Here is a 5,544-nt window from a genome sequence, read left to right as displayed (position 1 = left end):
TCCTTCAGTTCAGTCGCTATCGCCTGTGCCAGTTGGCTGGATGCACCGGTAATGAGAATATTCATTTGAGTTACCTCCTTTGCGTTTTGTGTCATCATATCAGAATGCCACCAACCTGTCAATTTTTTTTCCTTTCCTCTACTGAAAAGATGGTATAATATTCTGAGTTACTGCTTTAATAAAAAAAGCGACGTTTGGTAAACGTAGAGAACGCAGATCTGCGTTCCCTACTGCCGGTATTAGAAAGGATAGTTCCTTGCAAGACAGTCTATATCCCCAAATCAAGAAAGTTGCTGTGGTTGGTGCAGGAACAATGGGATCTCAGATCGCTGCCCATATTGCCAACGTTGGGATTTCGTGCGATCTGCTAGACATCCCGCCTACGGAACTCACCGCTGAGGAACGAGCCAATCGCTTAACGCTCGACAGCCCCGCTGTGCGGAATCGAATCGCGCAATCGGCTCTGGATCGGATGAGAAACGCGAAGTCTCGCTCGCCATTTTACGTTCCCGATGCCGCGGAGTTGATTCGGGTTGGTAACTTTCACGATCACGCCGAATGGCTAGCGGATGCGGACTGGATTATCGAGGCGGTGGTCGAAAACCTAGATGTCAAAAAGCAGGTGCATGGGCGGATTGACCAGCATCGCGATGACGGCACACTAGTGAGCTCCAATACCTCCGGGATTCCGATTCGTGCAATCGCTGAAGACCTCTCACAGGACTATCGGGAATGCTTTCTCGGTACACATTTCTTCAATCCGCCGCGTTATATGTACCTGATTGAGCTTATTCCGACGGATACAACCCGTCCGGATCTGGTCGAATTCATCTCCGATTTTGCGGGGCACACGCTTGGCAAAGGGGTTGTCCATTGTAAAGATACACCGAACTTTATCGCCAACCGGATCGGCATTTTCTCAGTCTTGCACACCATCCACTTGACCCTTGAGGAGGGGTATACGATTGACGAGGTGGATGCAATTACGGGTCCACCGATGGGGCGTCCTCGAAGCGCGACTTTCCGTTTGGGAGACATCATTGGGCTTGATGTGCTCGTGGATGTGGCGAACAACGTCTACGAGAATGCAGCTAACGATGAGCAGCGTGAAGTTTTTCGGGTTCCCGATTTCATTTTACAGATAGTTGAAAAGGGATGGCTCGGCGAGAAAACGGGGGGTGGCTTCTATCAGAGACGCCGTGGCGGAAACGGCAGCGAGATCTGGACGTTAGACTATAATACACTTGAATATGTGCCTCGTTCGGAGGTCCGGTTTGATTTGATCAGTGAGGTCAGGCGAATCACAGACGCAGGGAAGCGTTTGAAGAGACTCATTGACAGCGATGATCGTGCGGGTCAGTTTGCGTGGAAATGCCTCAGCCATACGATGCGCTACGCAGCAGTGCGCATCCCCGAAATCGCGGATGATCTGGAGAGTATTGACAATGTGATGAAGTGGGGATTCAACTGGGAGCTTGGGATTTTTGAGGCGTGGGACGCAATCGGTGTATCGGAATCCGTTGCACAGATGAAATCAGAAAGCCATACGGTTCCGCAGCTTGTTGCAAATCTGCTAAATTCGGAACATACTTCATTCTACAAACCGTCGTCCAAAAGCAAACCTGTGAAATCCAACGCGGACGCAAGCCTCATCGACATGGGCGATGGGGTTCTATGCCTCGAATTTCACAGCAAGATGAACGCGATTGATAATCCAAGCATTGAGATGATGTTTGAAGCCCTTGATGAGGTGGAACGCAATTTTGAGGGACTTGTCATCGGGAATCACGCGGACAACTTCTCTGTCGGTGCGAATCTTGCCTTGATGCTTGAGCGGGCTCGAAACAAAGACTGGGAGGCGCTTGAGGCAATGATCTCCGCCTACCAAAGGGCGAACATGAGATTCAGACTTTCCCCCAAGCCGGTGGTCGCTGCCCCCGCGGGTATGGCTTTGGGTGGGGGATGAATCTGTGCTGCTGCCGAAACTTACATCGGTCTGGTTGAGGTGGGCGTCGGGCTTATCCCGGCTGCGGGAGGTGTAAAGGAGATGGCTATCCGCTGCCTAGAGGGGGTGCCGTTGGAGGCGGACGTTGAACTGTTTCCGTACTTTAAGCGTGCCTTTGAAACCATCGCCTATGCCAAAGTGTCTGAGAGCGCTGTGGGCGCAAAGCAGCTCGGCTATCTCCGTGATGCGGACACTGTTTCAATCAATCGAGCGCATCACCTGCACGATGCCAAGCAGCTGGTGCTAGCGATGGCAGCGGAGAGGTATCAGGAGCCTCAACCGCGGGGGATATTTGTGCTGGGTGAGACGGGGCTTGACCGATTGAAATCAGAGATCGATCTTGCGCAGCGCGCCGGGCAGCTCAGTGACCACGATGTGAAGATCTTGAACCAGCTCGCGTATGTCCTTTGTGGCGGGGAACTTTCTACCCCGCAATCTGTATCCGAGGACTATCTCCTTGAACTGGAGCGCGAGGCGTTTCTCAGGCTCTGTGGTGAGGAAAAAACCCATCAGCGGATCGAGTATACCCTCAAGACAGGGAAGCCGTTGAAGAATTAGACGTGAACTAAGGTAACTATCTTATGAAATTTGGTGAGTTTGAACTTTTTGTGGTAAGCGATGGCACGTTCCGACTGGACGGGGGTGCTATGTTCGGCACAATACCGAAGGTACTGTGGGAGCGCACCAATCCTGCCGATGATCGTAACCGAATCCTGATGGGGCTAAACTGCCTTTTGATTCGGACCCCCACGGAGAATATTCTGGTGGATACCGGACTTGGCAACGCCTACGATGAAAAATTCGCTTTTCTGTATGGTGTTGACAAATCCGGGACAGACTTGCTGAGAAGCCTCGCAGCGGCGGGGGTACAGGCGACGGATATCAGTAAGGTCATTTTAACGCACCTGCATTTCGACCACGCCGGCGGAAATTGTTTTCAGGAAGAAGCCGGAGGATTCAAGCCCACATTTCCAAACGCCGTTTACTACATCAATCAGGGTGAACTGGCGTATGCAAAGGAGCCTGACCCGCGCAGTAGTCCCAGCTATCTCCCATACACTTGGGAGCCGCTTGAAAGAAGGGGACAGGTTGCGCTTATCGCCGGCGACGAGGAGGTTGCCCCCGGCGTGACAATACTGTCTGCACCGGGGCATACACCCAACCATCAGATCGTTACGGTGAAATCGGGGGGACTGACCGCGTGTTTTCTGGCGGACTTGGTCCCGACACCTTCGCACCTGAAAACGCATTATGTCATGGCGATGAAAAATAAGGACCGGGTGTTGAAACAGGCGCTAGCGGAAAATTGGCTGCTCGTTTTTGAACATTCACCGGGGATCAAAGCGGGTTACTTGACCGAGGATCTGAGAATTGAACCCGTCGAACTCGCTTCCCTGTGAGGAAAGATGTGATATTTTTTGTTAATGTGCTGCCAGAACGCACTTTGGATTTGGTGCTAGACACCAAGCAGGAGTGTTTTGCATGCACATCATAACACGAAAGCGAATTCTCGAATTCAGCCAGAGCCATCCGGGGGCTGAGCGTCCTTTAGACCGATGGTATCGAATTGCAAAGCGAACAAATTTTGAATCTTTTCCGGATTTGCGAAGAACTTTTCGGAGTGCAGATCAGGTGGGGAAGTTGACAGTGTTCAATATCGGAGGCAATAGATTCAGATTGGTAGCTTACATTGTTTACGCGAAGAAGCGCATATACATCAGAGATATTTTGACACATACAGACTACAATAGAGGGAAATGGAAGGAGTAAATTATGAAGATTTTAGATCAAGAGCTAGCTGACACCATTAAAGTATGGCCCGTCGTTTCAAAAGTCCTATCAACATTTGAAACCGAACAGCAGTATAACAAAGCTGTCGGATGGCTCGACGAATTAATAGACGAGGTAGGCGAAAATGGAACCCCATTAATTGAGTCGTTGATAGATACGTTAGGAACCTTAGTCAAGGATTACGAAGATAGAAATATCCCGGAACCAGATGTCGATCCAATAGATTGTCTGAGGTTTCTGATGGAGGAGCACAATTTGAAGCCCAGCAATTTACCAGAAATGGGCAACCAAGAAGTTGTTTCAGACATCCTCAGTGGAAAGAAACCGCTTACTGTTACACAGATCAAAGTGCTCAGCGAGAGATTCAATGTCTCCCCGGCGGTTTTTGTTTAGGCTCACGTAAAGGAATCGTGCAACAGAAACCGAGTTTTCAAGAAAAAACTCGGTTTCTCTTCATGCTCTGCACTCTCTTTTTATATGAACTTTTGTTTAATTGTCCTTGATGTTATATAGGGATGCCCACAACTTTTACGAACAGATTTACAGTCGAAAGGAAAAAAACAGAAAAATGATAGATAAAAAATACCTTCTCACGGACGACCAGATGCGACACTTCATTGTTAATGGTTATGTGATCGTCAATACAGACCTCCCCGCGAGTTTTCACGATTTCATTTACGAACGAACCGACACGGTGTTTGAAAAGGAGGGCAATCCGGGCAATAACCTATTGCCTCGAATCCCTGAGATTCAAACGGTCTTCGATGATAAGTGGGTTATCGGTGGGTTGATCAGTGTTTTGGGTGAAGACTATTACATGCAACCCCATCGTCATCCCCACTTCAATCGACCGAAGAGTGAAGGACAGCGGATGCACCAAGACGGTGGCAGACGATGGTCTTCTACTATCCACAGGATACACCTATAGAGCTGGGTCCCACCGGAATCGTTCCGGGGAGTCACTACTATAATACCCCTGATGGCGCAACGGTCAGCGACGAGCTACCGGTCTGTGGCAAAGCCGGCACAGTGGCAATTGTGAACTATGATCTTTGGCACCGCGGTATGCCGAATGGTACTGATAAGAACCGTTACATGATGAAGTTCCTCTTTGCCCGTATGTCAGAGCCGGAGTCGCCTTCATGGAACAACGAACAGGCGGAGTGGGATCAGAGTGAGCCGATCGGCAATGATGTGCACCAAAAGATGTTCCAGCACGTTTGGGACTGGCATCATGGAAAGACAAACGGGGATACACCGAGCAGCGGTCAATCTAAGAAGTCTGTATCAAAACTGATTAAAGCCATGGGGGATGACTCGGAGTCAAAGGGTCTTAACGCTGCTTATGCGTTAGGCGAATTTGGGGAATCAGTGGTGCCTGTGTTGATGGAAGCATTTGAGGACGAATCCGAGACGGTACGGCGGAATGCCTATTATGCGTTGAATGGGATCGGCGCGCCTGCGGTTGATCCACTCGTAGGCAACTTGAAGCATCTAGATCCGCAGGTGCGTGAGACCGCTGCGGAGGCGTTGGGCGATATTGGTCGTTTCGCACAAGCTGCTGTTCCGGAATTAGTAGGAGTGTTGGAAGATGAATCGGAGGAGGTTCGCTCCCGTGCGGCGGAGGCGTTAGGGACCGTCAGTCAAGGGGAGTCAATAGCCATCCCCGCATTAAGCGCAGCATTGCAGGATGGGGATGAACGAGTTCGACGGGATGCAATTCTCGCGTTGGCGCGGATTGGTTCCCA

Annotated in this window: 5 protein-coding genes and 1 pseudogene; all 6 read left to right on the top strand. The window is 50.3% G+C overall.

Annotated elements, in window-relative coordinates; genetic code table 11:
* Window positions 1-313: 313 nt before the first annotated feature.
* Window positions 314-2,563: pseudogene (locus tag J4G02_16055) on the top strand (3-hydroxyacyl-CoA dehydrogenase/enoyl-CoA hydratase family protein).
* A gap of 23 nt (window positions 2,564-2,586) precedes the next feature.
* The gene (locus J4G02_16050; protein ID MCE2396077.1) at window positions 2,587-3,405 is read left to right on the top strand and encodes an MBL fold metallo-hydrolase; all 819 of its coding nucleotides are present in this window, start codon (window positions 2,587-2,589) and stop codon (window positions 3,403-3,405) included.
* A gap of 82 nt (window positions 3,406-3,487) precedes the next feature.
* Window positions 3,488-3,775, top strand: coding sequence for a type II toxin-antitoxin system HigB family toxin (locus J4G02_16045; protein MCE2396076.1), 288 nt, complete (start codon window positions 3,488-3,490; stop codon window positions 3,773-3,775).
* Window positions 3,776-3,778: 3 nt separating this feature from the next.
* A complete protein-coding gene (locus tag J4G02_16040) occupies window positions 3,779-4,189 on the top strand; it encodes a transcriptional regulator (GenBank protein MCE2396075.1) in 411 nt (136 codons plus the stop codon).
* Window positions 4,190-4,364: 175 nt separating this feature from the next.
* Window positions 4,365-4,724, top strand: a complete 360-nt coding sequence (locus J4G02_16035) for a hypothetical protein (protein ID MCE2396074.1) — start codon at window positions 4,365-4,367, stop codon at window positions 4,722-4,724.
* On the top strand, window positions 4,691-5,544 hold an 854-nt coding region (locus J4G02_16030), incomplete at its 3' end, for a HEAT repeat domain-containing protein (GenBank protein MCE2396073.1). The genes J4G02_16035 and J4G02_16030, both read left to right, overlap by 34 nt.

It is taken from the genome of Candidatus Poribacteria bacterium (assembly GCA_021295755.1).
In the GTDB taxonomy this organism is placed as follows: Bacteria; Poribacteria; WGA-4E; order WGA-4E; family PCPOR2b; genus PCPOR2b.
The sequence above is the reverse complement of the archived record's forward strand: the minus strand, read 5'-3'. Positions and strand labels throughout refer to the sequence as shown.